The sequence below is a fragment of the Pseudomonas sp. Xaverov 259 genome (genome assembly GCF_019352915.1).
GTDB lineage: Bacteria > Pseudomonadota > Gammaproteobacteria > Pseudomonadales > Pseudomonadaceae > Aquipseudomonas.
Genome location: NZ_JAAAFV010000030.1, coordinates 1 through 25,537, shown reverse-complemented (window position 1 = coordinate 25,537; position 25,537 = coordinate 1). Strand labels below are relative to the sequence as shown.

General features: G+C 58.1%; 29 protein-coding genes, 1 tRNA gene and 1 rRNA gene. 4 read left to right on the top strand and 27 right to left on the bottom strand.

The window, feature by feature from the left end:
• Positions 1-49: 49 nt before the first annotated feature.
• The 18 genes from bamB to trmJ form a co-directional block, all read right to left on the bottom strand.
• Complete coding sequence (gene bamB / locus K0H48_RS10250; RefSeq protein ID WP_138813945.1) at positions 50-1,201, bottom strand: outer membrane protein assembly factor BamB; 1,152 nt, start codon at positions 1,199-1,201, stop codon at positions 50-52.
• Complete coding sequence (locus K0H48_RS10245) at positions 1,194-1,835, bottom strand: tetratricopeptide repeat protein (protein ID WP_017135953.1); 642 nt, start codon at positions 1,833-1,835, stop codon at positions 1,194-1,196. Before K0H48_RS10245 ends, bamB begins: the two co-directional genes overlap by 8 nt.
• Before the next feature lie 41 nt (positions 1,836-1,876).
• On the bottom strand, positions 1,877-3,166 hold the full coding sequence (hisS, locus tag K0H48_RS10240; protein ID WP_219267376.1) for a histidine--tRNA ligase: 1,290 nt from the start codon (positions 3,164-3,166) through the stop codon (positions 1,877-1,879).
• A 21-nt stretch (positions 3,167-3,187) separates the two neighbouring features.
• Positions 3,188-4,297, bottom strand: a complete 1,110-nt coding sequence (gene ispG, locus K0H48_RS10235) for a flavodoxin-dependent (E)-4-hydroxy-3-methylbut-2-enyl-diphosphate synthase (RefSeq protein ID WP_056858733.1) — start codon at positions 4,295-4,297, stop codon at positions 3,188-3,190.
• A gap of 2 nt (positions 4,298-4,299) precedes the next feature.
• A complete protein-coding gene (locus K0H48_RS10230) occupies positions 4,300-5,301 on the bottom strand; it encodes a RodZ family helix-turn-helix domain-containing protein (protein ID WP_219267375.1) in 1,002 nt (333 codons plus the stop codon).
• The gene (pilW, locus tag K0H48_RS10225) at positions 5,301-6,059 is read right to left on the bottom strand and encodes a type IV pilus biogenesis/stability protein PilW (protein WP_138813943.1); all 759 of its coding nucleotides are present in this window, start codon (positions 6,057-6,059) and stop codon (positions 5,301-5,303) included. Before pilW ends, K0H48_RS10230 begins: the two co-directional genes overlap by 1 nt.
• Before the next feature lie 12 nt (positions 6,060-6,071).
• Entirely contained in the window at positions 6,072-7,220 is a 1,149-nt protein-coding gene (gene rlmN / locus K0H48_RS10220) for a 23S rRNA (adenine(2503)-C(2))-methyltransferase RlmN (protein ID WP_110621596.1), read from the bottom strand.
• 29 nt (positions 7,221-7,249) lie between these two features.
• Positions 7,250-7,675, bottom strand: coding sequence for a nucleoside-diphosphate kinase (ndk, locus tag K0H48_RS10215; protein WP_003175956.1), 426 nt, complete (start codon positions 7,673-7,675; stop codon positions 7,250-7,252).
• Between the two features lie 92 nt (positions 7,676-7,767).
• Entirely contained in the window at positions 7,768-7,968 is a 201-nt protein-coding gene (gene iscX, locus K0H48_RS10210) for a Fe-S cluster assembly protein IscX (protein WP_032890702.1), read from the bottom strand.
• Positions 7,969-7,982: 14 nt separating this feature from the next.
• A complete protein-coding gene (fdx, locus tag K0H48_RS10205; RefSeq protein ID WP_015885743.1) occupies positions 7,983-8,324 on the bottom strand; it encodes an ISC system 2Fe-2S type ferredoxin in 342 nt (113 codons plus the stop codon).
• 3 nt (positions 8,325-8,327) lie between these two features.
• Positions 8,328-10,190, bottom strand: a complete 1,863-nt coding sequence (hscA, locus tag K0H48_RS10200) for a Fe-S protein assembly chaperone HscA (RefSeq protein ID WP_219267374.1) — start codon at positions 10,188-10,190, stop codon at positions 8,328-8,330.
• A gap of 51 nt (positions 10,191-10,241) precedes the next feature.
• Positions 10,242-10,763 (bottom strand): co-chaperone HscB, encoded by a 522-nt coding sequence (hscB, locus tag K0H48_RS10195; protein WP_110621598.1) that lies wholly within the window; start codon positions 10,761-10,763, stop codon positions 10,242-10,244.
• Between the two features lie 8 nt (positions 10,764-10,771).
• The gene (iscA, locus tag K0H48_RS10190; RefSeq protein ID WP_003209680.1) at positions 10,772-11,095 is read right to left on the bottom strand and encodes an iron-sulfur cluster assembly protein IscA; all 324 of its coding nucleotides are present in this window, start codon (positions 11,093-11,095) and stop codon (positions 10,772-10,774) included.
• Positions 11,096-11,123: 28 nt separating this feature from the next.
• Positions 11,124-11,510, bottom strand: coding sequence for a Fe-S cluster assembly scaffold IscU (gene iscU, locus K0H48_RS10185; RefSeq protein ID WP_003175965.1), 387 nt, complete (start codon positions 11,508-11,510; stop codon positions 11,124-11,126).
• 99 nt (positions 11,511-11,609) lie between these two features.
• The gene (locus K0H48_RS10180; protein WP_017135944.1) at positions 11,610-12,824 is read right to left on the bottom strand and encodes an IscS subfamily cysteine desulfurase; all 1,215 of its coding nucleotides are present in this window, start codon (positions 12,822-12,824) and stop codon (positions 11,610-11,612) included.
• 50 nt (positions 12,825-12,874) lie between these two features.
• On the bottom strand, positions 12,875-13,366 hold the full coding sequence (iscR, locus tag K0H48_RS10175) for a Fe-S cluster assembly transcriptional regulator IscR (RefSeq protein ID WP_003194020.1): 492 nt from the start codon (positions 13,364-13,366) through the stop codon (positions 12,875-12,877).
• A gap of 300 nt (positions 13,367-13,666) precedes the next feature.
• Positions 13,667-14,452: a serine O-acetyltransferase gene (cysE, locus tag K0H48_RS10170; RefSeq protein ID WP_219267373.1), complete on the bottom strand. Its 786-nt coding sequence runs from the start codon at positions 14,450-14,452 to the stop codon at positions 13,667-13,669.
• Positions 14,453-14,454: 2 nt separating this feature from the next.
• Positions 14,455-15,225, bottom strand: a complete 771-nt coding sequence (trmJ, locus tag K0H48_RS10165; protein ID WP_219267372.1) for a tRNA (cytosine(32)/uridine(32)-2'-O)-methyltransferase TrmJ — start codon at positions 15,223-15,225, stop codon at positions 14,455-14,457.
• A 145-nt stretch (positions 15,226-15,370) separates the two neighbouring features.
• Between trmJ and suhB the strand changes: the two genes are divergently transcribed.
• Positions 15,371-16,186 carry an inositol-phosphate phosphatase gene (gene suhB, locus K0H48_RS10160; protein ID WP_003175971.1) on the top strand — a complete coding sequence of 272 codons (816 nt, stop codon included), beginning with the start codon at positions 15,371-15,373 and terminating at the stop codon, positions 16,184-16,186.
• Between the two features lie 187 nt (positions 16,187-16,373).
• Here the strand turns inward: suhB and K0H48_RS10155 are convergent, their stop codons facing one another.
• The 6 genes from K0H48_RS10155 to queA form a co-directional block, all read right to left on the bottom strand.
• On the bottom strand, positions 16,374-16,916 hold the full coding sequence (locus K0H48_RS10155; protein WP_017135941.1) for a glycine zipper 2TM domain-containing protein: 543 nt from the start codon (positions 16,914-16,916) through the stop codon (positions 16,374-16,376).
• A gap of 123 nt (positions 16,917-17,039) precedes the next feature.
• Positions 17,040-17,954 (bottom strand): protein translocase subunit SecF, encoded by a 915-nt coding sequence (gene secF, locus K0H48_RS10150; protein ID WP_056858739.1) that lies wholly within the window; start codon positions 17,952-17,954, stop codon positions 17,040-17,042.
• Positions 17,955-17,963: 9 nt separating this feature from the next.
• Positions 17,964-19,835 carry a protein translocase subunit SecD gene (gene secD / locus K0H48_RS10145; RefSeq protein WP_219267371.1) on the bottom strand — a complete coding sequence of 624 codons (1,872 nt, stop codon included), beginning with the start codon at positions 19,833-19,835 and terminating at the stop codon, positions 17,964-17,966.
• Between the two features lie 62 nt (positions 19,836-19,897).
• Positions 19,898-20,236, bottom strand: a complete 339-nt coding sequence (yajC, locus tag K0H48_RS10140) for a preprotein translocase subunit YajC (protein WP_003175975.1) — start codon at positions 20,234-20,236, stop codon at positions 19,898-19,900.
• A gap of 43 nt (positions 20,237-20,279) precedes the next feature.
• Positions 20,280-21,395 (bottom strand): tRNA guanosine(34) transglycosylase Tgt, encoded by a 1,116-nt coding sequence (tgt, locus tag K0H48_RS10135; RefSeq protein WP_003175976.1) that lies wholly within the window; start codon positions 21,393-21,395, stop codon positions 20,280-20,282.
• A 5-nt stretch (positions 21,396-21,400) separates the two neighbouring features.
• A complete protein-coding gene (gene queA, locus K0H48_RS10130; protein WP_138453875.1) occupies positions 21,401-22,465 on the bottom strand; it encodes a tRNA preQ1(34) S-adenosylmethionine ribosyltransferase-isomerase QueA in 1,065 nt (354 codons plus the stop codon).
• 108 nt (positions 22,466-22,573) lie between these two features.
• Between queA and K0H48_RS10125 the strand changes: the two genes are divergently transcribed.
• A tRNA-Leu gene (locus K0H48_RS10125) sits at positions 22,574-22,658 on the top strand.
• Between the two features lie 274 nt (positions 22,659-22,932).
• On the top strand, positions 22,933-23,829 hold the full coding sequence (locus K0H48_RS10120) for a hypothetical protein (protein WP_219267370.1): 897 nt from the start codon (positions 22,933-22,935) through the stop codon (positions 23,827-23,829).
• A 230-nt stretch (positions 23,830-24,059) separates the two neighbouring features.
• On the opposite strand, the gene K0H48_RS31045 is transcribed toward K0H48_RS10120, so the two are convergent.
• Both K0H48_RS31045 and K0H48_RS10110 read right to left on the bottom strand, forming a co-directional pair.
• Positions 24,060-24,254: a DUF2220 family protein gene (locus K0H48_RS31045; protein ID WP_219267369.1), complete on the bottom strand. Its 195-nt coding sequence runs from the start codon at positions 24,252-24,254 to the stop codon at positions 24,060-24,062.
• Positions 24,255-24,365: 111 nt separating this feature from the next.
• Positions 24,366-24,569, bottom strand: a complete 204-nt coding sequence (locus tag K0H48_RS10110) for a hypothetical protein (RefSeq protein ID WP_219267368.1) — start codon at positions 24,567-24,569, stop codon at positions 24,366-24,368.
• A 318-nt stretch (positions 24,570-24,887) separates the two neighbouring features.
• On the opposite strand from K0H48_RS10110, the gene K0H48_RS10105 reads away from it, so the two are divergent.
• Complete coding sequence (locus K0H48_RS10105) at positions 24,888-25,151, top strand: hypothetical protein (protein WP_219267367.1); 264 nt, start codon at positions 24,888-24,890, stop codon at positions 25,149-25,151.
• A 136-nt stretch (positions 25,152-25,287) separates the two neighbouring features.
• Here K0H48_RS10105 and rrf read toward each other — a convergent pair.
• Positions 25,288-25,403, bottom strand: a 5S ribosomal RNA gene (gene rrf / locus K0H48_RS10100).
• Between the last annotated feature and the right edge of the window lie 134 nt (positions 25,404-25,537).

Here is a 25,537-nt window from a genome sequence, read left to right as displayed (position 1 = left end):
ATGCCCCGCCGAAGCGGGGCCGCCTGGGTTTTACCCCAAGCATAGTTGCTTACTTGATGGTCAGGGCGTCCAGCTTGCCGCTGTTGCCAAACACGTAAAGCATGTTACCCACAACCAGCGGACGCGCACGCAGACCGTCGCTGTCGATACGCTCGCGGCCGACAAAACGACCGTCTACCTGGCTCAGCAGGTGCAGGTAACCTTCGAAGTCACCTACCGCTACGTAGCTGGAGAACACTTCCGGTGCCGACAATTGACGGCGAGCCAGGGAGTCGTTGCTCCACAGTGCAGTGGTGGAACGCTCGTCGACACTTTCAACGGTGCCGGAAGCGAGGCTTACGTAGACGCTGCCAAACCCTTGGGCGACACCGGCATAGCTGGAAGCATCACGCTGCCAGTTGATGCGGCCGCTTTGCAGGTCCAGTGCCGCAACACGGCCCTGGTAGGTGGCCACGTAAATGGTTTCACCCGACAGCAGCAGGCCGCCGTCGATGTCCACTACGCGGTCCAGTTCGGAGCGACCTTGCGGGATGGCCACACGGGTTTCCCAGGCCGGCACGCCGTTCTGGGTATCCAGGGCGACCACTTTACCGGTCGACAGGCCAGCAACGGCCAGGTTGTTGGTCACAATCGGACCACTGGTACCGCGCAGGGTCAACACCGCCGGGGTGCTGTCGTACAACCAGCGCTGGTTGCCGGTGGCGGCATCCAGACCGATTACACGGTCATCCTGGGTCTGCACCACGACCACATCGCCGTTGGTAGCCGGCGCTGCGAGCACTTCGCTGGTCACGCGAGCGCGCCATTTCTCTTCACCCGTTGCCGAGTCCAGAGCCACCACGTCGCCTTTGAGCGTACCGACCAGCACCATACCGTAGCCGACGCCTACACCACCGGAAACCGGCAGCTCGAGGTCTTTTTTCCACTTCACGTCGCCATTCATGCGATCCATGGCCATGACAACGCCGGTGGAATCAGTCGCCACAATGTTGTCGCCGTCGATCGCCGGCTGCAGCAGGTTGTACAGGTCGCCCTGGCCATCACCGACGGAGCGGCTCCACTGCTTTTGCAGGACCACTTCTTCCTTGAAGCTGGTCAGCTCGGCAGGAGGCAGTTCTTTTTTACTGTTGCTGCTGCAACCCGCGGCCAGAACGGCCAGAGCCAGCAATGCTGCATGTTTCCAACGGATCACGTCACGCATCCCCTTTGGCCAAGTCGTCCAGCTTGATTTGTAAGCCACCGACCGCCGCTTCATCAGACAGCGCCGCCTTGGCTTTTTGGTACGCAGCATGGGCTTCGTCGGTACGACCCAATTGGACCAACAGGTCGCCCTTGAGCTCTTCACGAGTGGCCACAAATGCCTTGTCAGCATCGCCGTCGAGCAGTTTGAGTGCTTCGTCAGCCTTGTTCTGTGCCGCCAACACCTGAGCCAGGCGCTGACGTGCGATTTCACCCAGGGTCGGGTTGGTCGGCTTGTCGGCGATGGCCTTCAGCTCGGTGGCTGCGTCATCCAGCTTGCCGGTGTCGACCGCAACTTTCGCGACGAACAGGCTACCGTACTGGGCGTAGGTGCTACCGCCAAATTCGTTTTTCAACTTGCCGGCCAGGTCCGCCACTTGGGCTGGATCAGGCTTGCCGTCCGGCGTCAGTGTGGTTTCCAGCAATTGCTGATAGAGGATCGAGGCGCCTTGGGACTGGTTGGCCTGATACTTGTGCCAGGCTTGCCAGCCGAACACCACCACTAAAGCCAGCAGACCGCCAGTAACCAAGGGCTTGCCGTTACGCTGCCACCAGTCCTTGAACTCGGCCAGTTGCTCATCATCAGTACTCGACACCCCAATACTCCTTAATCGCTAAATTCGGCTGTTCGACAGCTTCAACCCTGCACGGCGCAGGTGGCCAAGTGCGCGGCGAGCGCATCAAAGGCAATGTTCTGTTGCTCGCCCTGGCCACGCAGGGGTTTGAAACCTATCACTTGCTGGGCCAGCTCGTCATCGCCGAGGATCAGCGCATACAGCGCGCCGCTCTTGTCGGCCTTCTTGAACTGGCTCTTGAAGCTGCCGGCACCGGCATTGATCTGCAGGCGCAGGTTCGGCAGTTGGTCGCGTACTTTTTCGCTCAGGGCCAAAGCTGCCAGTTCAGCAGCCTCGCCAAAGGCGCAAAGGTACACGTCCACCTGACGGGAGATTTCTTCCGGGATTTGCTCCAGGGTTTCCAGCAGCAGGATCAGCCGCTCGATGCCCATGGCGAAACCTACGCCCGTGGTCGGCTTGCCGCCCATTTGCTCAACCAGGCCGTCATAGCGACCACCGGCACACACGGTGCCCTGGGCGCCGAGTTTGTCGGTGACCCACTCGAACACGGTCTTGCTGTAGTAGTCGAGACCACGCACCAGCTTGGGGTTGAGCACGTATGGGATACCGGCCGCATCCAGGCGAGCCTTGAGGCCCTCAAAGTGCGTGCGCGACTCGTCGTCCAGGTAGTCGGCCATCTTCGGCGCATCGACCAGTACGGCCTGAGTGTCGGCGTTCTTGGTATCCAGAACACGCAGCGGGTTGGTTTTCAGACGGCGCTGGCTGTCTTCGTCCAGCTTGTCCAAGTGGGCGGACAGGTACTCGACCAGGGCTTCGCGATAGCGGCCCCGCGATTCGCTGGTGCCCAGGCTGTTGAGTTCGAGTTTGACGGCGTCGCGGATACCCAGTTGGCCCCACAGGCGCCAGGTGAGCACGATCAGCTCGGCGTCGATGTCCGGACCATCCAGGTTGAAGACTTCGCAACCGATCTGGTGGAACTGACGATAGCGGCCTTTCTGTGGGCGCTCGTGGCGGAACATCGGGCCGATGTACCAGAGCTTCTGGGTTTGGCCACCACCGGTGATGCCATGCTCCAGTACAGCGCGCACGCACGCAGCAGTGCCTTCCGGACGCAAGGTCAGGGAGTCGCCGTTGCGGTCTTCAAAGGTGTACATCTCTTTTTCGACGATGTCGGTCACTTCACCAATGGAGCGCTTGAACAGCTCGGTGAACTCGACGATCGGCATGCGGATCTGTTTGTAACCGTAGTTATCCAACAGGCGCGCGACCGTGCTCTCGAAGTAGCGCCACAGTGGCGTCTGCTCCGGCAGGATGTCGTTCATGCCACGAATGGCTTGCAGAGACTTGCTCACATCTAATCCTTAAATTCGTTCTTAGCCGCGCGCGATCAGCGCTGCGTCAGCCGCAACCTTTTCAGCTGCTTTCTCGCGGATCAGCTTTTCCAGATGATCCACGAGATTCTCATTCGTCAGTTTCTGCGACGGCTTGCCGTCGATGTAAATCAGGTTTGGTGTACCGCCAGTCAGGCCCACATGGGCTTCCTTGGCTTCACCCGGCCCATTGACCACACAGCCGATCACCGCCACATCCAGCGGCACCAGCAGGTCTTCGAGGCGCAACTCCAAGTCGTTCATGGTTTTCACCACATCGAAGTTCTGCCGCGAGCAGCTCGGGCAGGCAATGAAGTTGATGCCACGGGAACGCAAACGCAGGGATTTGAGAATGTCGTAGCCGACTTTCACTTCCTCTACGGGGTCTGCCGCCAGGGAGATGCGGATAGTATCGCCAATCCCTTCGGCGAGCAGCATACCGAGACCCACCGCAGATTTCACTGTGCCTGAGCGTAAACCGCCCGCTTCAGTGATGCCCAGGTGCAGCGGCTGCACGATTTCCTTGGCCAGCAGGCGGTAGGCTTCTACCGCCATGAACACGTCGGAGGCCTTTACGCTGACCTTGAAGTCCTGGAAATTCAGGCGTTCAAGGTGCTCAACGTGGCGCAATGCCGACTCAACCAGCGCGGCTGGGGTCGGTTCGCCGTACTTTTTCTGCAGGTCTTTTTCCAGCGAACCGGCGTTGACGCCGATTCGGATGGGAATGCCACGGTCACGGGCAGCGTCGACCACAGCACGCACACGGTCTTCACGACCGATGTTGCCCGGGTTGATGCGCAGGCAGTCCACACCCAGCTCGGCCACACGCAGAGCGATTTTGTAGTCGAAGTGAATGTCGGCGACCAGCGGTACCTTGACCAGTTGCTTGATGCGGCCAAAGGCTTCGGCAGCGTCCATGTCCGGCACGGAAACCCGCACGATGTCTACGCCAGCCGCTTCCAGACGGTTGATCTGAGCGACCGTGGCGGCCACATCATTGGTGTCGCTGTTGGTCATGCTCTGCACCGCGATAGGGGCATCGCCGCCTACCGGCACCGAGCCGACCCAGATCTTGCGCGATACGCGACGTTTGATTGGAGATTCGCCGTGCATGACTATTGTCCCAACTTGAGGCGAGCGGTCTCGCCACTGGTGAACGGCGCCACGTCCACAGGCTGGCCGTTGTAGGCCACTTGCGCGCCACGGGCAAAGCCCAGACGCAGCGTCAAAGGAGGCTTGCCGCCTTGGTCAAGTGTATCTCCCTTACGCTTCAGACCGCTAAACAGCACTTTGCCATTGCCATCGGTGACTTGCGTCCAGCAGTCAGCGATGAAGGTAATCTGGAGATGCCCGTCGCCGGCGATCAATGCCGGGGTGGTGGGAGGCGAAATCGCAGCCGGGGCCGGGGCCACTGGTGCGTTAGTCGCTGGGGCCTGCGCCGGAGCAGCCGGAGCAGCCGGTGTATGCGCCTGGGCAACCGGGGCAGCCGGTACGGCTGGGGCTGGTACAGCAGCGGTGGCGGCAGGTGCATTGCCCGCTTCCGGTGCCGGTTGCTCGGTGGCGGCCGGCGCCTCCGAGGTAGCTTGGCCTTGGGCAACGGCCTGGTCTTCCGGCTCATCCAGCGGATGGATCTGGGTGGTGCCGTCGGCGCTTTCGACTTCGACGTGCTCCATCGCGTTGCTGGTCAGGTCCTTGGTGCGTTGGGAAGCCTGGTCTTGCCACCAGACGAAACCGCCACCCACCACGGCAATCAGCAGCAACAGGCTGACAATCCGCAAAATCGTGTGGGAAACCCGTACCGGCTCTTCGATGCGGCCCAGGCCATGCACATTGCTGCCTTGGGAATCGGTGCCGGTGAACTGGTCGAATTCCTGGACCAATACAGTCTGGTCAATGCCCAGCAATTTGGCGTAGGCGCGGATATAGCCGCGGGCGAAGGTATGCCCAGGCAGCTTGTCGAACGCGCCGGCTTCCAGGTTGCCCAGGGACGTGGCGGTCAAATTGAGCTTGAGGGCCACTTCTGCCAGCGACCAACCATTGCTTTCGCGGGCCTGACGCAAGGTCTCGCCTGGGTTTACGCGATTAGCTGCTACAACTTCGGGGTGCGCCGCTTTCATCATTGCTCCGACAGGTATTGCTGATATTCCGGCGTACCGGGATAGAGTCGTTCGAGTTGCTGGCCAAACTGTGCGGCCGTGTCGCGTTCTTCATGAACCGTCGCCAGGCGCACACCGAGCAATAGACTACGTGCATTTTGCCCGCTGAGCAGGCTAAAACGCTCGTAAAAGTCACGTGCCGGCACATAATGCCTGTCTTCGTAAGACAACTCAGCCATTTCGAGCAACGCCCGAGGCTGGCGACTGTTCAGGTGCAGGGCTTTTTCCAGTTGCTGACGGCCGCTGTCGCGTAGGCCAAGGCGTATCGAGGTCACCCCAAGGTTCTCGAACACTCGCGAACGCTCAGGATAAAGGGTATCGGTACTGGCTTGCTGGAAATAGCGGGACGCCTGGTCATAACGTTGCTGCGAAAACAGAAAACTGCCGTAGTTGTTCAGCAGCCTTGGGTCGGCAGGACGTGCGGCCAGGGCCTTGTGAAAATACGCGTCGGCCAGTTCAGGCTCGGCCTGGGCCTGGAACACCAGGGCCAGTGCGGCATTGGCGTCGGCATCGTCGCCGTCCAGTTCAAGGGCTTTTTTCAACGGCACCTTGGCCTGTTCGCTCATGCCTTGGCGCAAGTAACCCAAGCCCAATTGCACATAGGCAATTCGCGCCTCGTCACGGCCTTTGCCGGTTTGCATGGGGCTGTCATGGCCCGATGAAACACAACCGGCCGCAAGACCGGTAAAAAGCAGCAGCAGCGCAAGGCGCAAGGGCATAGAGATCCTCTCTCAGATTCGATTCACAGCAATTTGCGGCAAATCTTCGGCGGCGTTAAGTTCGCGCACGGCGATATAACGCTCACTGCGGCGGGTGCGATCCATCACTTGCCCGACCAGTTGGCCACAGGCGGCGTCGATGTCTTCACCACGGGTGGTGCGCACAGTAACGTTGTAGCCGGCCTGGTGCAGTTGATCCTGGAAACGACGGATGGCGTTGTTGCTCGGCCGCTCGTAGCCAGAATGGGGAAACGGGTTAAACGGAATCAGGTTGATCTTGCACGGGGTGTTCTTGAGCAGTTCGATCATCTCGACCGCGTGTTCAACTTTGTCGTTGATGTCCTTGAGCATGGTGTACTCAATGGTCAACACACGCTTTTCGCCCAAAGTCGCCATGTAACGCTGGCAAGATTCGAGCAGCATCTTAAGCGGATACTTCTTGTTGATTGGCACCAATTGGTTACGCAATGCGTCATTAGGTGCGTGCAACGACAACGCCAGGGAGACGTCGATGTGCTTGGCCAGTTCATCAATCATCGGCACCACGCCGGAGGTCGACAGGGTTACACGGCGCTTGGAGATGCCGTAGCCCAGGTCGTCCATCATCAAATGCATGGCAGCGATGACGTTGTCGAAGTTCAGCAGCGGCTCACCCATGCCCATCATCACCACGTTGGTGATGGCACGGTCGACGGTCGCCGGGACGCTGCCAAAGGATTTGTTGGCAATCCACACCTGGCCGATGACTTCGGCGGCGGTGAGGTTGCTATTGAAGCCTTGCTTGCCGGTGGAGCAGAAACTGCAGTCCAGGGCACAGCCTGCCTGGGACGAAACGCACAAAGTGCCGCGCTTGCCCTGGGGAATGTAGACGGTCTCGACGCAGCTGCCGGACGCCACGCGCACCACCCACTTACGGGTGCCGTCGGTGGAGATGTCCTCGCTGACAACCTCGGGACCACGGACCTCAGCAATGGCCTTGAGCTTGTCGCGCAGGGCCTTGCTGACGTTCGTCATGGCGTCGAAATCGTCGACACCAAAGTGGTGAATCCACTTCATTACCTGACCGGCACGGAAACGCTTCTCCCCGATTGAGTCGAAGAATTTCTCCATTTCCGGCTGAGTCAGACCCAGCAGGTTGGTTTTAACAGTCGATGTAGTCATGGATTCACCCTCACTCTTTAAGCCGATGCTTAGCGAGCGGTTACTTCAGTAGCAGCGAAAAAGTACGAGATTTCGCGAGCAGCAGCGGCTTCGGAATCCGAACCGTGTACAGCGTTGGCGTCGATGGATTCAGCGAAGTCAGCACGGATGGTGCCGGCAGCCGCTTCTTTAGGGTTGGTAGCGCCCATCAGCTCACGGTTCAGAGCGATAGCGTTTTCGCCTTCCAGAACCTGAACAACAACAGGACCGGAGATCATGAAGGCAACCAGGTCGCCGAAGAAGCCACGCGCGCTGTGCTCAGCGTAGAAGCCTTCAGCTTCAGCTTTGGACAATTGCTTGAGTTTCGAAGCTACAACCTTCAGGCCGGCTTTTTCGAAACGAGTGGTGATCTCGCCGATGACGTTTTTTGCAACAGCGTCAGGCTTGATGATGGAGAAAGTACGTTGAACAGCCATGGTGTAACTCCAGAAACGGTAATTTACGAAAAATTAAACCCGCGAATTATACGCGGGTTATTGGGTATTGCCTAACTGCGTAAAAAGGCGGCTCAGTCTGCTTCTTCGATCCACAGACCCTGAATCGCCTCCAGGACCTTTTCGCCACCCCGGTCAGGAATGTCGTCAAATTCTGGCAGTGCCATTACGAGGTCGCGCAACTTGACGAAGTTCACGGTAAGAGGATTGACCTCAGGATGAGCTTCCGCAAGTTGTATAGCGATTTCTTGTACATCAACCCATTTCAGGCTCATGACATTTCCTTGAATCAATGCGGCGCTTCGGCTGCATGGTTGAGGGAATATTTCGGAATTTCGACGGTAATGTCTTCCGTGCCGACCTTTGCCTGACAGCTTAGGCGAGAAGTCGCTTCAAGGCCCCAGGCGCGATCCAGAAAGTCCTCTTCCAGCTCGTCCGCTTCTTCGAGAGAGTTGAAACCCTCACGAATCACGCAGTGACAGGTTGTGCAGGCGCAGACACCGCCGCAGGCACTTTCGATCTCTATGTGGTTGTCATGGGCAACTTCGAGGATGGACTTGCCGGTCTCAGCCTCCACGACCATACCGTCCGGGCAATGCTCGGCGTGTGGCAGAAAAATGACCTGCGGCATTAATTATTCCTCGATTTCATTCAGGTTGCGCCCGGCCAGTGCGGCTTTCACCGTCTGATCCATGCGGCGGGCGGCAAAGGCATCAGTCACTTGCGACAGGCGCTTGGTCTGTTGCTCGATGGCGTAGCCATCGTTGCCTTTCATCAGTTCGGCCAGTTCCTGCATTTGCAGGTCGATAACCATGCGCTCTTCAGCATCCAGCAAACGCTCGCCGTCGACTTCCAGCGCGCCCTGCACGGCTTCGAGCAGGCGCTGGGCATCGACTTGCTGCTCGCGCAGCACGCGGGCGACCTTGTCGTCACCGGCATACTGGAACGAATCCTTGAGCATCTTGGCGATTTCACCGTCAGTGAGGCCGTAGGACGGCTTGACCTGGATGCTGGCTTCAACGCCCGAGGCCAGTTCACGCGCAGCAACGCTGAGCAGACCATCGGCGTCGACCTGGAAGGTCACGCGAATTTTCGCCGCACCGGCTACCATCGCCGGAATGCCGCGCAATTCAAAGCGCGCCAGGGAGCGGCAGTCGCTGATCAGCTCGCGCTCGCCTTGCAGCACATGAATCATCATGGCCGTCTGGCCATCTTTGTAAGTCGTGAAGTCTTGGGCGCGCGCGACGGGGATGGTGGTGTTGCGTGGAATCACCTTCTCCATCAGGCCGCCCATGGTTTCCAGGCCCAAGGACAGCGGGATCACGTCAAGCAGCAGCAGTTCGCCACCCTCGCGCTTGTTGCCGGCCAGGGTATCGGCCTGGATAGCGGCGCCGATGGCGACTACTTGGTCCGGGTCGATTTCAGTCAACGGCTGGCGACCAAAGGCTTCAGCCACAGCGTCACGAACGCGTGGAACGCGAGTCGAACCACCGACCATGACCACTGCAGCCACGTCTTCCAACTCGATACCGGAATCACGCACCGCACGACGGCAGGCTTTAAGGCTGCGGGCGACCATCGGCTCGATCAGCGCATCAAAGGCTTCGCGAGTCAGTTGAGCCGACCAGTTGCCGTAGGAAACTTCAACAGCAGCGGCATCGGTCAGTGCTTCCTTGGCCGCGCAGGCGGTTTGCAGCAGATTACGCTGCGCGCCCGGGTCCAGGTCAGCCGACAAACCGGCACTGGTGATGATCCAGCCTGCGATGGCATGGTCAAAGTCATCGCCGCCCAGGGCGCTGTCGCCACCGGTGGCCAGCACTTCAAACACGCCGCCGGTCAGGCGCAGGATCGAAATATCAAAGGTGCCGCCGCCCAGGTCATAAATAGCCACCAGGCCTTCAGCGTGCTGGTCCAGACCATAGGCCACCGCCGCTGCGGTCGGCTCGTTGAGCAAGCGCAACACGTTCAGGCCCGCAAGCTTCGCGGCGTCCTTGGTGGCTTGACGCTGTGCGTCGTCGAAATAGGCAGGAACGGTGATCACTGCGCCGACCAGTTCGCCGCCCAAGGTATTTTCTGCGCGCTGGCGCAGCACCTTGAGGATATCGGCCGACACTTCCACCGGGCTTTTCGGGCCTTGGACGGTGTCGATGAACGGCATATGGGATTCGCCGCCAACAAAGCGGTACGGCAGCTGGTCGCCCAATTGTTTGACGTCGGACAGACCGCGACCCATCAAGCGTTTAACCGACAGCACGGTATTCAACGGGTCACTGGACGCTGCCAACTTGGCGGACTCACCGACTTCGGTGCGATCCGCGTGATAACGCACAGCGGAGGGCAGGATCACCTGCCCATTAGCGTCGGGCAACGGCTCGGACAGGCCGCTGCGCAAGGCAGCAACCAGGGAATTGGTGGTGCCCAGGTCAATCCCGACCGCCAGGCGACGCTGGTGCGGTTGAGGGCTTTGGCCGGGTTCGGCGATTTGCAGTAGGGCCATGGTAATCAGGTCTTATCTGTCTATCAGGCGTGCATCACGGGCAGCACTGGGTTAATCGTCGAGGCGCTCTTCTAGCTGGCGCACTTCGTAGGTGAGCTTGTCGAGGAACTGCATGCGCCGCATCAGGCGTTCGGCCTGTTCACGTTGCGCTGCATCATCCCAGCAGGCTGCGAAGCTTTCATTGAGCTCATCCTGGGCCACTTTCAGACGACGCTTGAAGACCGCGACACCGGCTATATCAGCCTCGTCCTGCAAGTCTTCGAGTTCTTCGCGCCACTGCATCTGCTGCATCAGGAAGTCCGGGTCGTGCACCGTGACTTCGATCGGCAACTCGCCACCGTTCAACGCGAGCAGGTAGCGCGCGCGTTTGGGCGGGTTTTTCAGCGTCTGATAGGCTTCGTTGAGGCTGGCCGATTGCTCCAGCGCCAGGCGTTGCTCACGCTCGGATGCGTCAGCAAAGCGGTCCGGATGCACCCCACGCGCCAACTCTCGATAGCGCGTGGCAAGCTGCTCAAGGTCCAGCCGAAAGCTCGGCTGCAGCTCGAATAAAGCGAAATGACAAGGAGTACCCACGAATAGCCTCAGATGTTGAAGCTTTCGCCGCAGCCACATTCACCGCGCACGTTGGGGTTGTTGAACTTGAAGCCTTCGTTCAACCCTTCCTTGACGAAATCGAGTTCGGTGCCGTCCAGGTAGGTCAGGCTTTTAGGGTCGATGATCACTTTCTCGCCGTGACTTTCGAACACCTGGTCTTCCTCGACCACCTCGTCGACAAACTCCAGCACGTAGGCAAGGCCGGAACAGCCCGTGGTGCGAACACCCAGACGAATCCCCTCACCTTTACCGCGCCCATTCAGGGAGCGGCGAATGTGCTGCGCAGCCGCTTCTGTCATGCTGATAGCCATCGTTGACTCCTTACTCGTCGCCAAATGCTTAGATCAAGCCTTTCTTCTGCTTGTAGTCGCGAACGGCCGCCTTGATGGCGTCTTCTGCGAGCACGGAGCAGTGAATTTTCACTGGCGGCAGTGCCAGTTCTTCGGCCAGCTGGGTGTTGCTGATGGTGACAGCCTCATCCAGGGTCTTGCCTTTCATCCACTCGGTCGCGAGGGAGCTGGAGGCAATGGCGGAACCGCAGCCGTAGGTCTTGAACTTGGCGTCTTCGATAACGCCAGCGTCGTTGACCTTGATCTGCAGGCGCATCACATCGCCGCACGCCGGAGCGCCGACCATGCCGGTGCCGACATCAGGGTCTTCCGCGTTCATCTTGCCGACGTTGCGCGGGTTTTCGTAGTGGTCGATGACCTTTTCGCTGTAAGCCATGGTACTGAATCCTCACTCATCAGGGCCGCTCTGGAACCCTGTAAAAACGCCTGCGTTTTCCGCCACGTTCTTACAGAGCTTGGGTGGCGGCTTCTATATTTAGTGTGCCGCCCACTCGATCTTGGAGATATCGACACCGTCTTTGTACATGTCCCACAGCGGCGACAGAACGCGCAGCTTGTTGACGGCTTCGCAGACTTTCTGCGCGGCGTAGTCGACTTGCTCTTCAGTGGTGAAGCGGCCGAAGGTAAAGCGGATCGAGCTGTGTGCCAGTTCGTCGTTGCGGCCCAGGGCGCGCAGAACGTACGAAGGCTCAAGGGACGCCGAGGTGCAGGCCGAACCGGACGAAACCGCCAGGTCCTTGAGCGCCATGATCAGCGACTCGCCTTCGACGTAGTTGAAGCTCAAATTCAGGTTGTGCGGTACACGGGCGGTCATGCTGCCATTGATGTACAGCTCTTCAAGGTTCTCGACCTGCTTGTAGAAGCGATCGCTCAAGGCCTTGATACGGATGTTTTCAGCAGCCATGTCTTCTTTGGCGACACGAAAGGCTTCGCCCATGCCGACGATCTGGTGAGTGGCCAGGGTGCCGGAACGCATGCCGCGCTCGTGACCGCCGCCGTGCATGGTGGCTTCGATGCGCACGCGAGGTTTGCGGCTCACGTACAGCGCGCCGATGCCTTTAGGGCCGTAGGTCTTGTGGGCAGAGAACGACATCAGGTCGACTTTCAGCTTGGACAGGTCGATGTCGACCTTGCCGGTGGACTGAGCAGCGTCGACGTGCAGCAGGATGCCTTTGGAGCGAGTCAGCTCGCCAATGGCTGCGATGTCGTTGATGGTGCCGATTTCGTTGTTCACGTGGATCACGGAAACCAGGATGGTGTCTTCACGCAGGGCCGCTTCGATCATGGCCGGGGTGACGATACCGTCGGTGGTTGGCTCAAGGTAGGTGACCTCGAAACCCTCACGCTCCAGTTGGCGCATGGTGTCGAGGACAGCCTTGTGCTCAATCTTGGTGGTGATCAGGTGCTTGCCTTTGGTCGCGTAGAAATGCGCCGCGCCCTTGATTGCCAGGTTGTCGGATTCGGTAGCACCGGAGGTCCAGACGATTTCCCGTGGGTCGGCGCCCACCAGGTCCGCGACCTGGCGACGAGCGTTCTCGACCGCTTCCTCGGCTTTCCAGCCGAATACGTGGGAACGGGAGGCTGGGTTGCCGAAGTTTCCGTCAACCAGCAGGCATTCGCTCATTTTTTGCGCGACACGCGGATCAACCGGGGTGGTCGCTGAGTAATCAAGGTAAATCGGCAATTTCATGGACTTTCTCCTAAATCAGGCTGGCTGGCGTGCCGTTAGCTCTTCGGCTGTCACTCGACGGCGGACGCTTCAATCTTGTCCAGACGCGGCGCCTTGGTGTTGCAACGGCGCTGGTCCTGACGCTGGGCTACTTCTTGTACCTCACGGCGAGTCACAAGATCAGCCAAGCTGATACCACTCAAAAACTCATGGATCTGCAGGCTCAAGTCACACCACAAGTGGTGAGTCAGGCAGGTGTCGCCGGCGTGGCAGTCACCCAAACCCTGGCATTTGGTGGCATCGACGGATTCGTTCACCGCGTCGATCACCTGGGCTACCTGAATGCCCTGCATATCGCGGGACAATTGATACCCACCACCCGGCCCACGCACGCTGGAGACCAAGTTGCTACGGCGCAATTTGGCGAACAGTTGTTCGAGGTAGGACAGGGAAATGCCTTGGCGCTCGGAGATATCGGCCAGGGACACCGGCCCAGTTTGCGCGTGCAAGGCCAGGTCAAGCATGGCGGTCACCGCGTATCGGCCTTTTGTAGTCAGTCTCATGGACAAGTACCAAGGTGTTTCAGAATGGGAGCAAGTATGCGATTCCCGAGTATTTAAGTCAACTATAAGACCTAGTACTTTAGTCAGGATTACCCGTAAAAAGGGCGCGCGAATCATAGCAGGGTGGGGTTAGGACGAACAGCGGGAACGGACAACCTGCACTCTCAGCCACAATGAGGATCAAATGTGGGAGCGGGCTTGTTCGCGAAAGCGGCGTATCAGTCGCCGAAAATGCTGACTGATGTACCGCTTTCGCGAGCAAGCCCGCTCCAACAGGGGATTTGCAGTGACTGGGAGTTTTCAGCCAGCCTTGGTGGTGGCGGCTTCGCTCTTGATCTCGGCGAAGTCTTCTTCGCGCAGCTCAGGCAGATCTTTTGCACAGTAGTTGCTGCCCAGCTCTTTGAGCGCGCCGCACATACCGTCCAGCTTGCCATCCACGGCTTGCAAGTGATCTAGCAACTGGCCAATGGCGCGCGCCACCGGGTCGGGCATGTCTTCGCTGACGCCGTAGGCATCAAAACCGATCTTCTCGGCCATGGCTTTGCGCTTGGCTTCCTGCTCGTCGCCGACCTCCGGCTTGATGATGATCCGGCCGGGAATACCCACCACCGTCGCGCCAGGCGGTACGGCTTTGGTCACCACGGCATTGGAGCCCACCTTGGCACCCGCACCGACAGTGAACGGGCCAAGCACCTTGGCGCCCGCCCCCACTACTACGCCATCGCCCAACGTAGGGTGACGCTTGCCTTTATTCCACGTTGTGCCACCCAGGGTCACGCCCTGATACAGCGTCACGTCATCACCGATTTCAGCGGTTTCGCCGATCACGATGCCCATGCCGTGGTCAATAAAGAACCGACGACCCACCTTGGCGCCCGGATGAATCTCGATTCCGGTCAACCAACGCCCGAAGTTCGACACCAGCCGTGCCAGCCATTTCCAGCCCATGCCCCACAACATCCCGGACAGGCGGTGAATCCAGATTGCGTGCATGCCCGGGTAGCAGGTCAGCACTTCGAAGGCATTGCGCGCCGCCGGGTCGCGGTGGAAAACACTCTGGATATCTTCTCGCAAACGCTCGAACATTTTTAATCCTTCCGCTTAAGAAGCTCACCACGGGCCGCTTTCTGGGTTTCCGTGAGGATGCCACGCAATATGTTCATTTCTGCCCGGCTGACCGAGCTACGGCCGTACAAGCGACGCAGGCGTGCCATCAAGTGCCGCGGTTTTTCCGGGTCGAGGAACTCGATGGCCACCAGGGTTTGCTCCAGGTGCTCATAGAATCGCTCCAACTCGTCCATGGTGGCTAACTCGCCACTCTTGGTCGATGCGACTTCATCCTTCTCGACCTTGCTCGGCTGGCCTTCTGCTGCCAGCCAGGCCATGCGCACCTCGTAACTCAACACCTGCACCGCTGCCCCGAGGTTCAGCGAGCTGAACTCAGGATCTGATGGAATGTGCACGTGGTAATGACATCGCTGCAGTTCTTCATTGGTCAGGCCGGAGTCTTCACGACCAAATACCAATGCGATTTCGGCACCACCAGCGGCCTCTTCCACTACTTTGGTGCCGCACTCACGCGGATCCAGCAGCGGCCAGGGAATTCGCCGGTCGCGCGCACTGGTGCCCAGCACCAGGTTGCAGCCAACCAAGGCGTCTTCCAAGGTTGCGACGACCTGGGCTTTTTCAAGGATGTCATTGGCGCCGGACGCACGGGCATCGGCTTCGTGGTGCGGGAACACGCGCGGCTCGACCAGCACCAGGCGCGTCAGCCCCATGTTTTTCATGGCTCGCGCCACCCCGCCGATGTTGCCGGGATGACTGGTATTGACGAGGACGACACGGATGTTATGCAGCAAGGGAGGCGCTCTCGGACACGGGAAAGGGGAGCAAATCTTACAGAACAGCCTAAGGTTATGCCATGAAAGCTAACGTCGTCCTTCACCTGAAGAAAGTTTCTGCTAGAATGCCCGGCTTTCTTTAACAACCTTAGGTGACACATCCATGCAGCCCATGCTGAATATCGCGCTGCGCGCCGCCCGCAGCGCCAGTGAATTGATCTTCCGCTCCATCGAGCGCCTGGATACCATCAAGGTCGACGAAAAAGACGCCAAGGATTATGTATCCGAGGTGGACCGCGCCGCCGAGCAAAAAATCATCGACGCGCTGCGCAAGGCCTATCCTACCCACGGCATCCTCGGTGAAGAAACCGGCTTGCACAAAGGCAGCGGCGAAGGCGAAGACTACCTGTGGATCATCGACCCACTGGATGGCACCACTAACTTCCTGCGCGGCATCCCACATTTTGCAGTGAGCATTGCCTGCAAATACCGTGGCCGCCTGGAACACGCCGTCGTACTCGACCCGGTTCGCCAGGAAGAATTCACCGCCAGCCGTGGCCGTGGCGCCCAGTTGAACGGTCGTCGCCTGCGTGTCAGTGGCCGTACCAGCCTGGACGGTGCCCTGCTGGGCACGGGCTTCCCGTTCCGTGACGACCAGATGGACAACCTGGAAAACTACCTGGGCATGTTCCGCGCCCTGGTTGGCCAGACCGCCGGCATCCGCCGCGCCGGCGCTGCCAGCCTGGACCTGGCGTATGTTGCCGCCGGTCGTTTTGATGCGTTCTGGGAGTCGGGCCTGTCCGAGTGGGACATGGCTGCAGGCGCCCTGCTGATCCAGGAAGCTGGCGGCTTGGTGAGCGACTTCACCGGTGGTCACGACTTCCTGGAGAAAGGCCACGTAGTGGCGGGCAACACCAAATGCTTCAAGGCGGTACTGACGGCGATCCAGCCGCACCTGCCGGCTTCGCTGAAGCGTTAAGCGAGCGAGCACAAAAAAGCACCCCCAGGGGTGCTTTTTTTGTGCCTGGGATTTGGTATCCCAGCAGCCAACACAATCCAATGTGGGCGCTGGCTTGCCTGCGATAGCGGTCTGCCAGCTAACTAATGGGTTGCTGACCCACCGCTATCGCAGGCAAGCCAGCTCCCACACTTGGATGATATCAGCCTTATTGCTGGTTCTGACCCAGGATCAGACGTCCTTCCTTATCCACTGGAATCTGGCCGCCCGGATCACGATCCATACGCACGGAGCCTTCCTTACCGTCCAGGTTGTAGCGCACGTCATAACCAACCACCTTGTCACTGATGTCGTTGACGGTGCTGCAACGCTGCTGCGTGGTGGTATAGGTATCGCGGTTCTGCATACCTTCCTGCACCTTGTTACCGGCGTAACCACCACCGACCGCACCGGCTACGGTTGCCAGCTTCTTGCCATTACCGCCACCGACCTGGTTGCCCAACAGGCCACCGGCCAGCGCACCGACCACGGTGCCGACGATTTGATGCTGATCCTGCACCGGCTTCTGCCGAGTCACTGTGACGTCCTTGCAGACCTCACGAGGGGTTTTGATCTGGGTTTTCACCGGCTGCACTGCCAGCACTTGCGCATACTCAGGGCCGCTTTTTACCAGGCTGTAGGTGGCAACAGCACCCCCGGCAGTCACACCGACAGCACCCAATACCGCACCAACCAGTAACGACTTGTTCACGTGAACCTCCTGACCATCACAAGCGGACCGAAACGTCCGCGCTATACCCAGCCTTGGAGCAAAAAAAAAGGCACGAGTTCAATACTCGCGCCTTCTTTGTAACAGCGTATCAACGAACACCCATCAAGGACGGTCGTCGACCTCCTTGCCGGTAGCGGCAGGCGGGATCAAGTCTTCGCTGTTGAGGTTCAGCCAGATCAGCACCACGTTGGCGATGTAGATCGACGAGTAGGTACCCGCCAGAACGCCGATGAACAGCGCCAGGGAGAAGCCCCACAGGTTGTCGCCACCGAAGATCATCAGCGCAGCAATCGCCAGCAAGGTGGAGATCGACGTCGCCATGGTCCGCAGCAGGGTCTGGGTGGTGGAGATGTTGATGTTCTCGATCAACGTGGCTTTGCGCAGTACACGGAAGTTCTCACGAACCCGGTCGAATACCACGATGGTGTCGTTGAGCGAGTAACCAATGATCGCCAGCACCGCCGCCAACACCGTCAGGTCGAAGGTAATCTGGAAGTACGCCAGGATACCCACGGTAACGATAACGTCGTGGATCAGCGACACAATGGCGCCGACGCCGAACTTCCACTGAAAGCGGAACGCCAGGTAGACCATGATGCCGGCCAACGCCATCAGCATGCCGAGGCCGCCCTGGTCGCGCAGCTCTTCACCCACCTGCGGGCCTACGAACTCGACGCGCTTGACCGACGCCGGGTTGTCACCGCCGACCTTCTGCAAGGCTTCGGCTACCTGATGACCCAACTGCGGGTCTTCACCCGGCATACGCACCAGCAGGTCAGTGGTAGCACCAAAGCTCTGCACGATGGCTTCGTGATAGCCGGCCTTGACCAGCTCGCTGCGCACCAGGGTAACGTCGGCCGGCTTCTCGTAGGTCAGCTCGATGAGCGTACCGCCGGTGAAGTCCAGACCGTAGTTCAGGCCCTTATGGAACCAGCTGAACAACGCCAGAACGGTAAGGAGCACTGTGGCGCCGAACGCAATGTTGCGAACGCCCATGAAGTTGATTGTACGTAACATGGCAGCCCCTTAAATCCACAACTTCTTGAAGTCACGCCCGCCAAAGATCAGGTTGACCATTGCGCGGGTCACCATGATGGCCGTGAACATCGAGGTAAAGATACCGAGGGACATGGTCACCGCAAAACCTTTGACGGGGCCGGTGCCCATGGCAAAGAGAATCCCGCCGACCAGCAGAGTGGTCAGGTTGGAGTCGAGAATCGCGGTAAATGCCCGGCCGAAGCCTTCGTTGATTGCACGCTGTACGGTCATGCCCGCGGCAATCTCTTCACGAATACGCGAGAAGATCAGTACGTTGGCGTCTACCGCCATACCCATGGTGAGTACGATACCGGCGATACCTGGCAGGGTCAGCGTTGCGCCCAGCAGCGACATCAGTGCCAGCAGCATCACCATGTTGCCCGCCAGGGCCACGGTAGCGATGACGCCGAAGAAGCGGTAGATGGCGATGATGAACAAGGATACGAACAGCATGCCCCACAAGGCCGCGTCGACACCCTTGGTGATGTTGTCGGCACCCAGGCTCGGGCCAATGGTGCGTTCTTCAGCAAAGTACATCGGCGCCGCCAGGCCACCAGCACGCAGCAGCAGTGCCAGCTCGGACGATTCGCCCTGGCCGTTCAGGCCGGTAATGCGGAATTGAGCACCCAGCGGCGACTGGATCGTCGCCAGGCTGATGATCTTCTTCTCTTCCTTGAAGGTCTGCACCGGCACGTCTTTCTCGACACCGTCGACCATTTGCTTGGTGTAGGTGGTGACCGGGCGTTGCTCGATGAAGATCACCGCCATGCTGCGACCGACGTTGCTGCGCGTGGCGCGGCTCATCAGGTCACCGCCATGGCCATCCAGACGGATGTTCACTTCCGGCGTACCGTGCTGCGAATCGAAACCGGCCTTGGCGTCAGTTACCTGATCACCGGTGATGATCAAACCACGTTCGATCAGCGCTGGAGGACGGTTGCCCTCACGGAATTCGAATTCTTCAGCAGTCGCGCGAGTCGCACCCGGCTCAGCCGCCAGACGGAATTCCAGGTTGGCGGTTTTACCCAGGATACGCTTGGCTTCAGCAGTATCTTGTACGCCCGGCAGCTCAACCACAATGCGGTTGGCGCCTTGACGCTGCACGATCGGCTCAGCCACACCCAGCTCGTTGACGCGGTTACGTACCGTGGTCAAGTTCTGCTTGATGGAGTATTCGCGGATTTCCGCGATCTTGGCCGGGGTCATCGCCAGACGCAGTACAGCCTGACCATTCAGGTCAGCCGGTACGATGTCGAAATCATTGAAATTCTTGCGCACCAGGGCACGGGCCTGTTCGCGGGTCGCTTCATCAGAGAAGCCCAGCTGGATGGCACCGTTGAGCTGCGGCAGGCTGCGATAACGCACCTTCTCTTTGCGCAGCAGGCTCTTCACGTCGCCTTCATAGACTTTCAGGCGTGCGTCGAGGGCTTTGTCCATGTCGACTTCCAGCAGGAAGTGCACACCACCGGACAAGTCCAGACCCAGCTTCATCGGGTGCGCGCCAATGTTGCGCAGCCATTTTGGCGTGGTCTGTGCCAGGTTGAGCGCGACAACGTAGTCATCACCCATGGCCTTGCGCACGACGTCTTTGGCCGGCAACTGGTCTTCTGCCTTGGTCAGGCGCAACAAACCGCCTTTCGCATCGGACGCCAAGGTTGCCGCTTTTACCTGGATACCGGCGTCGGTGAGCGCTTTGCTCGCACGGTCGAGGTCAGCCTGATTGACCTGCAGCGTAGTGCTGGCGCCAGTGATCTGGATCGCAGGGTCATCAGGATAAAGATTGGGAGCGGAATAAATAAAACCGATCGCCAGCACCGCCAGGATCAGTACGTATTTCCACAGAGGGTATTTGTTCAGCATCACGCCGCCCGCTTATAACGCGGGGCGCCTTGCGCGCCCCGTCGATTGGTAAAAGTTGTTACTCAGATCGCTTTGAGCGTGCCTTTTGGCAGCGTGGCAGCGATGGCGCCCTTCTGGAACTTCATTTCTACAGTGTCGGAAACTTCCAGAACCACGAAAGCATCGGAAACCTTGGTGATCTTGCCGGCGATACCGCCAGTGGTCACAACTTCGTCGCCTTTCTGCAGGCTGCCCAGCAGGTTTTTCTGCTCTTTGGCACGCTTGGCCTGTGGACGCCAGATCATCAGGTAGAAGATGACCAGGAAGCCGACCAGGAAAATCCACTCGAAACCACCGCCCATTGGGCCGGCAGCGGCAGGCGCAGCGGCGTCAGCCATGGCATTAGAGATAAAAAAGCTCATTTAGCACTCCAGTTGCAAATAGTGAATCTTAGGGTCGGAAAACTCAGTCCAAGGGCGGCACAGGAAGCCCGCGCTTGGCATAGAAGGCATCGACGAAGGCGGCCAATGTACCCTGTTGAATAGCCTCGCGCAAACCAGCCATCAGGACTTGGTAGTGACGCAAATTGTGGATGGTATTCAACATGCTACCCAGCATTTCCCCGCACTTGTCCAGATGGTGCAGATAAGCCCGCGAGAAGTTCTGGCAGGTGTAGCAGTCACAGGTGGGATCCAGCGGCGAATCATCATGGCGATGGAACGCGTTACGGATCTTCAGCACGCCTGTATCGATGAACAGATGCCCATTGCGGGCATTACGGGTTGGCATCACGCAATCGAACATGTCCACACCGCGGCGCACACCCTCTACGAGATCTTCCGGTTTGCCAACGCCCATAAGGTAACGAGGTTTGTCAGCGGGCATCAGGCCCGGCAGGTAATCCAGCACCTTGATCATCTCGTGCTTGGGCTCACCCACCGACAGACCGCCGATGGCCAGGCCGTCAAAGCCGATTTTGTCGAGACCTTCCAGCGAGCGCTTGCGCAGGCTTTCGTGCATGCCACCCTGGACGATACCGAACAGCGCAGCGGTGTTGTCGCCATGGGCGTTTTTCGAGCGCTGAGCCCAACGCAACGACAGCTCCATGGAAATACGTGCCACGTCTTCATCGGCAGGGTATGGCGTGCACTCGTCAAAAATCATCACGATGTCGGAGCCCAGGTCGCGCTGCACCTGCATCGACTCTTCAGGGCCCATGAACACTTTGGAACCGTCCACCGGTGAGGCGAAAGTCACGCCCTCTTCCTTGATCTTGCGCATAGCGCCCAGGCTGAACACCTGGAAACCACCGGAGTCGGTGAGGATCGGGCCTTGCCACTTCATGAAGTCATGCAGGTCGCCATGCTTCTTGATCACTTCCGTGCCCGGGCGCAGCCACAGGTGGAAGGTGTTGCCCAGGATGATCTCGGCGCCAGTGGCGACGATGTCACGCGGCAGCATGCCTTTGACGGTGCCGTAGGTGCCAACCGGCATGAAGGCCGGGGTTTCTACGGTGCCACGCGGAAACGTGAGGCGACCACGACGAGCCTTGCCATCCGTGGCCAACAGTTCAAACGACATACGACTCATAGTTGTTCCTCAAGGCCCGCTTCTTTAGGAGCAGTCGGCGCAGGGTTACGGGTGATAAACATCGCATCACCGTAGCTGAAAAAACGGTATCCATTATCGATGGCGGCTTTATACGCCGCCATTGTTTCGGGATAACCCGCGAAGGCCGACACCAGCATCAACAGCGTGGATTCCGGCAAATGGAAATTGGTAACCAGGCAATCGACCACATGGAATGGTCGGCCCGGAAAAATAAAGATATCGGTGTCGCCACTGAACGGCTTGAGCACACCATCACGCGCCGCACTCTCCAGCGAGCGCACGCTGGTGGTACCCACCGCCACCACGCGACCGCCGCGCGCCTTGCACGCTGCCACCGCATCCACGACTTCCTGGCTGACTTCCAGCCATTCGCTGTGCATATGGTGGTCTTCGATGTTATCCACACGCACCGGCTGAAACGTGCCGGCCCCCACGTGCAGGGTCACATAAGCGCTTTCGACGCCCTTGGCGGCAATCGCATCCAGCAGCGGCTGGTCGAAGTGCAGGCCGGCCGTTGGCGCGGCCACAGCACCCAGGCGCTGGGAGTAAACCGTCTGGTAGCGCTCGCGGTCCGAGTCTTCGTCGGGGCGGTCGATATAGGGAGGCAGCGGCATATGGCCGACACGCTCCAAGAGCGGCAACACTTCTTCGGCAAACTTGAGCTCGAACAACGCATCATGGCGCGCAACCATCTCGGCTTCGCCACCGCCATCGATGAGGATGCTCGAACCCGGTTTCGGCGACTTGCTGGAGCGCACATGGGCCAGCACGCGATGGCTGTCCAGCACCCGCTCCACCAGAATTTCCAGCTTGCCGCCGGACGCTTTCTGGCCAAACAGCCGTGCCGGAATCACCCGGGTATTGTTAAACACCATCAAATCGCCTGGGCGCAAATGCTCAAGCAAATCAGTGAATTGACGGTGTGCGAGGGCACCGCTCACCCCGTCCAGGGTTAGCAGTCGACTGGCGCGACGCTCGGCCAAAGGGTGGCGAGCGATCAGCGAATCAGGGAGCTCAAAAGTAAAGTCAGCAACGCGCATGATAGGGTTCGTCTAGCAGGGCCGGGGAGTCTAGCGGAAATAGTGAAAATAGACCATGAAACGTGATTGACCAACGGTAATCTCATCTCTATACTTCGCCGCCATTGAGCCCTGATGGCGGAATTGGTAGACGCGGCGGATTCAAAATCCGTTTTCGAAAGGAGTGGGAGTTCGAGTCTCCCTCGGGGCACCATCTTAAAGAAAGACCTTGAATTTCAAGGTCTTTTTTTTCGTCTGTAGAAAAGTGAATAGCACGCTGTTCACGGTTCATCACTGCCCCCTGTGGGAGCGGGCTTGCACCATCGTGCGCAGAATAAAAGCCAAGGTAGAGCGTTCGAGCATCTCACCCCGTAAAGTGGTCGACACAACCCATGGTCGACTCTATCGGAGAGTCTTCCGAAGCTGACCTGTGAATACATCACACACTGAAGGAGACAGCGCATTGTGCGCTGACTGGGATGAAAAGCTTGGCACACCGACAACACTTCGAGTTCGACGAACATCAATTGGATCGCATTGCTCATCTTTTGCTCTTGAAAGGCTTCTGCCTGGAACAACAAACACAGCTGCAAAAAAACTACTCGCTCGAAAACGACATGCAATACACATCGTTCTTTCTCGGCATATCAGATGAAGCTGATGCCTTGATCTACAACTTCGTCAATGACGAAGCCACGTCATGTTTTGTCGAACGGGGGCCAACGGAGAGAATTTTTGACGTAATCCTCGAACGCAATCGTAAACGCGAAGACTTTCCTACCCTTTGGAGGGCCAACGATGACTACCAAAGCGCGACTTACAGCTATCGAGATCGATATGTGGGCCGCTGTTATCTCGATTTCACCATCAGTACCTATTCGACCTTTGAGTTCTGGATGTCGAAAATTTACGTCGCTCTACGCGAGAATGAAACCGAACACCCAAGCAAGAGGAAGGCCAAGCTCAAGGAGTTTATCAAAGAGTACAACGGCGCCATGGATGAAGCGCTGCGAGAGCAGCTTCTAGAAAAAATGGGGAAGGTCGGCGGGGGGCAATCAGGTGCAGGGGAAATAGATTTTGTTTTCTCGAAGATAAAATCTTACACGCGGCCGTCGATGGAACGCGATCGACAGTTCATCAGGAGCTATGCAGCTTTGCGTAATACCGTGCATAACATGGGCGTGAGCAAAGCACCGATCGACCATGAGCTCAAAGGCGAAGACTTCCATATCACGCTGCCTTCTGGACTGCCCTCCTACAAGCTTGATCACAGTGATAGCGCCCGAATGTGTGCAGAATTAGTAAGAATTTACGCTGCCGTGATCGACTCACTGAAGAAAGCCGGCCAATCATGCTGTATGGACATCATTCCTTCGCGGATATAGGTACCAGGTACCCATCCAAAACTTGTACCCCTGTCTGTATCCCTTGCTGCAAAAAAGGGCTGCAGGGCACGGAATATATGACATAAACTATGTCTCCTTCGGGCACCATCTTAAAGAAAGACCTTGAATTTCAAGGTCTTTTTTTCGTCTGTAGAAAAGTGAATAGCCAGCTGGTTTATCGCTCGCCGCACATGATCTTCAACAAAAGCGCGTACTCGATAAACGACTTATCAATGACAGCGCGTTCGCCAACCGACCCAACCCCACATGCTCCTGCTCCAACCTGACCCAATGCCCAGTCGGTTGTCGCGCAGCTCATCGAACAACCTACGCTCCTCTGGCGTCAGACAAGGTAAATCGTGAACCACCTGCCGGCTTTCCTGATTCCACAGTGCCTTGTAGGCATCCAGAGCCTGGTGATCCATCAATAATGACTCGACATGCCAGACTTGCGGCGCAGTTGATCAAGGATGGCAAGGCCATGGGTACCCGGTACATCGACCTGCCGCAGCCAGATTCAAGGCTGTGGTGCCGCCTCATCCACTACATCCAAAAGCGCAGGTCGGTGCGGTGTGGCGGCTATGGCCTGCAAAGGCATCTTCGGCGGAGTCCAGCCAAACAGACGCAGACAGCCGCTGCAGGCCGATAACCCGATGGTTGATGTCCCGGCCATTGAATACCAAGATCATCGACAGCATCGAGCTGTGCGAGCCACCTGCGATCGTCTTCGAAGTGTTCACTTAACTGCCTCCTGTCCGGCGTGTTCAACGCAAGGCGCCGTGGCTACCATGACTCCCCGCTGCCAGCGCGCAGTAAGTCCCCGCGAAGACTAAGACGAAGCACCTGTTGCTAGGGGTCCTGCACCGCGGTCTAGTTCATCCTGAAAGCACGGTTGGCACGTCCGCGAGGATAACCGCACTGAATGGCACTATGAAATACGTCAAAACTGGATCTTTTACCGATCCATTTTTCATCTACAGTCAGCCAAGCCCTAAGCATTTAACAGTGATTGTTAATTCTGCTTGAACGTCGAACACTCTCACGTGCGGAAAGTTAGTATGAGTTATAAAAACCACTTTATTGGTGCTGGCGCGGCCGCTCTGGTAGTGCTGTCAGTGTTCTACCTACCCACTCTAGAACCTCTCACCCGGGAGGACTTTGCAAAGTATCCGTTGCTTCGACAAAAATGGTTCATAACATGCGACTTACGCAGCAACCTCGCAGAAGTTAATCAAACAGGGTGCAAGCATTTACAAGAATGGCAGGCTGCCAATAAATTATCTGTTCTGGATAATTTGATGAATCAAAACCTGGGCAAGTAACTAACAACACACACGACCGAGCATGAGCCATGCTTACTGCGCGATAAAGTTTTCGCATGATGGTGTGCGCGATTCTTTTCGACCGCCTAAAACAAAACCCCTGATTGCGTTAGCAATCAGGGGTTTCGGAATTTAATCTTGACGATGACCTACTCTCACATGGGGAAACCCCACACTACCATCGGCGATGCATCGTTTCACTGCTGAGTTCGGGATGGGATCAGGTGGTTCCAATGCTCTATGGTCGTCAAGAAATTCTGTGTACCAGTCCGTTGCGCTAGCAACGTGCCGGTGAAATTCATGGACTTCTACATAAACAAAACCCCTGATTGCGTTAGCAATCAGGGGTTTCGGAATTTAATCTTGACGATGACCTACTCTCACAT

What these genes read in the sequence shown, in the direction of transcription:
- rlmN (WP_110621596.1), bottom strand. Translation starts at nt 7,220, where the DNA reads ATGACTACATCGACTGTTAAAACCAACCTGCTGGGTCTGACTCAGCCG.
- ndk (WP_003175956.1), bottom strand. Translation starts at nt 7,675, where the DNA reads ATGGCTGTTCAACGTACTTTCTCCATCATCAAGCCTGACGCTGTTGCA.
- yajC (WP_003175975.1), bottom strand. Translation starts at nt 20,236, where the DNA reads ATGAGCTTTTTTATCTCTAATGCCATGGCTGACGCCGCTGCGCCTGCC.
- K0H48_RS10180 (WP_017135944.1), bottom strand. Translation starts at nt 12,824, where the DNA reads ATGAAATTGCCGATTTACCTTGATTACTCAGCGACCACCCCGGTTGAT.
- iscU (WP_003175965.1), bottom strand. Translation starts at nt 11,510, where the DNA reads ATGGCTTACAGCGAAAAGGTCATCGACCACTACGAAAACCCGCGCAAC.
- cysE (WP_219267373.1), bottom strand. Translation starts at nt 14,452, where the DNA reads ATGTTCGAGCGTTTGCGAGAAGATATCCAGAGTGTTTTCCACCGCGAC.
- queA (WP_138453875.1), bottom strand. Translation starts at nt 22,465, where the DNA reads ATGCGCGTTGCTGACTTTACTTTTGAGCTCCCTGATTCGCTGATCGCT.
- K0H48_RS10105 (WP_219267367.1), top strand. Translation starts at nt 24,888, where the DNA reads ATGAGTTATAAAAACCACTTTATTGGTGCTGGCGCGGCCGCTCTGGTA.
- iscA (WP_003209680.1), bottom strand. Translation starts at nt 11,095, where the DNA reads ATGGCTATCAGCATGACAGAAGCGGCTGCGCAGCACATTCGCCGCTCC.
- K0H48_RS10230 (WP_219267375.1), bottom strand. Translation starts at nt 5,301, where the DNA reads ATGAAAGCGGCGCACCCCGAAGTTGTAGCAGCTAATCGCGTAAACCCA.
- secD (WP_219267371.1), bottom strand. Translation starts at nt 19,835, where the DNA reads ATGCTGAACAAATACCCTCTGTGGAAATACGTACTGATCCTGGCGGTG.
- pilW (WP_138813943.1), bottom strand. Translation starts at nt 6,059, where the DNA reads ATGCCCTTGCGCCTTGCGCTGCTGCTGCTTTTTACCGGTCTTGCGGCC.
- secF (WP_056858739.1), bottom strand. Translation starts at nt 17,954, where the DNA reads ATGTTACGTACAATCAACTTCATGGGCGTTCGCAACATTGCGTTCGGC.
- iscR (WP_003194020.1), bottom strand. Translation starts at nt 13,366, where the DNA reads ATGAGACTGACTACAAAAGGCCGATACGCGGTGACCGCCATGCTTGAC.
- tgt (WP_003175976.1), bottom strand. Translation starts at nt 21,395, where the DNA reads ATGTCGTTTGAACTGTTGGCCACGGATGGCAAGGCTCGTCGTGGTCGC.
- K0H48_RS31045 (WP_219267369.1), bottom strand. Translation starts at nt 24,254, where the DNA reads ATGGATCACCAGGCTCTGGATGCCTACAAGGCACTGTGGAATCAGGAA.
- bamB (WP_138813945.1), bottom strand. Translation starts at nt 1,201, where the DNA reads ATGCGTGACGTGATCCGTTGGAAACATGCAGCATTGCTGGCTCTGGCC.
- iscX (WP_032890702.1), bottom strand. Translation starts at nt 7,968, where the DNA reads ATGAGCCTGAAATGGGTTGATGTACAAGAAATCGCTATACAACTTGCG.
- hscA (WP_219267374.1), bottom strand. Translation starts at nt 10,190, where the DNA reads ATGGCCCTACTGCAAATCGCCGAACCCGGCCAAAGCCCTCAACCGCAC.
- suhB (WP_003175971.1), top strand. Translation starts at nt 15,371, where the DNA reads ATGCAGCCCATGCTGAATATCGCGCTGCGCGCCGCCCGCAGCGCCAGT.
- ispG (WP_056858733.1), bottom strand. Translation starts at nt 4,297, where the DNA reads ATGCACGGCGAATCTCCAATCAAACGTCGCGTATCGCGCAAGATCTGG.
- fdx (WP_015885743.1), bottom strand. Translation starts at nt 8,324, where the DNA reads ATGCCGCAGGTCATTTTTCTGCCACACGCCGAGCATTGCCCGGACGGT.